Source organism: Comamonas sp. B-9, assembly GCF_000410635.1.
Taxonomy (GTDB): Bacteria; Pseudomonadota; Gammaproteobacteria; order Burkholderiales; family Burkholderiaceae_C; genus Comamonas.
The window spans coordinates 1-231 of record NZ_KE148660.1; the positions used below are offsets into that span (position 1 = coordinate 1).

Annotated in this window: 1 pseudogene; it reads right to left on the bottom strand. The window is 71.9% G+C overall.

Annotated features, from left to right (window positions below):
• A pseudogene (locus H928_RS32630) lies at nt 1-231 on the bottom strand (hypothetical protein); the annotation flags it as partial.

Below are 231 nucleotides of genomic sequence, written 5' to 3' on the forward strand. Positions count from 1 at the left end.
GGCCGGGTCGCTCGCGGGGGCGGATGGCGCGGGCGGCGATGCCTGCGTGGATGGCGCTGCAGGCCGCGCTTCGCGCTCGCCTTGCGTGACCAGCAGCCGTAGCGGCGGGGCATCCTTCGCCTGGCTGGGGGCATGCGCCAAAAATCCGGGCAAGGCTTGCAGCACCAAGCCATCGCGCCACCAGATCGAGGGGCTGGCGGCGACATAGCGCTGAAAACTGCCAGGGCGGGT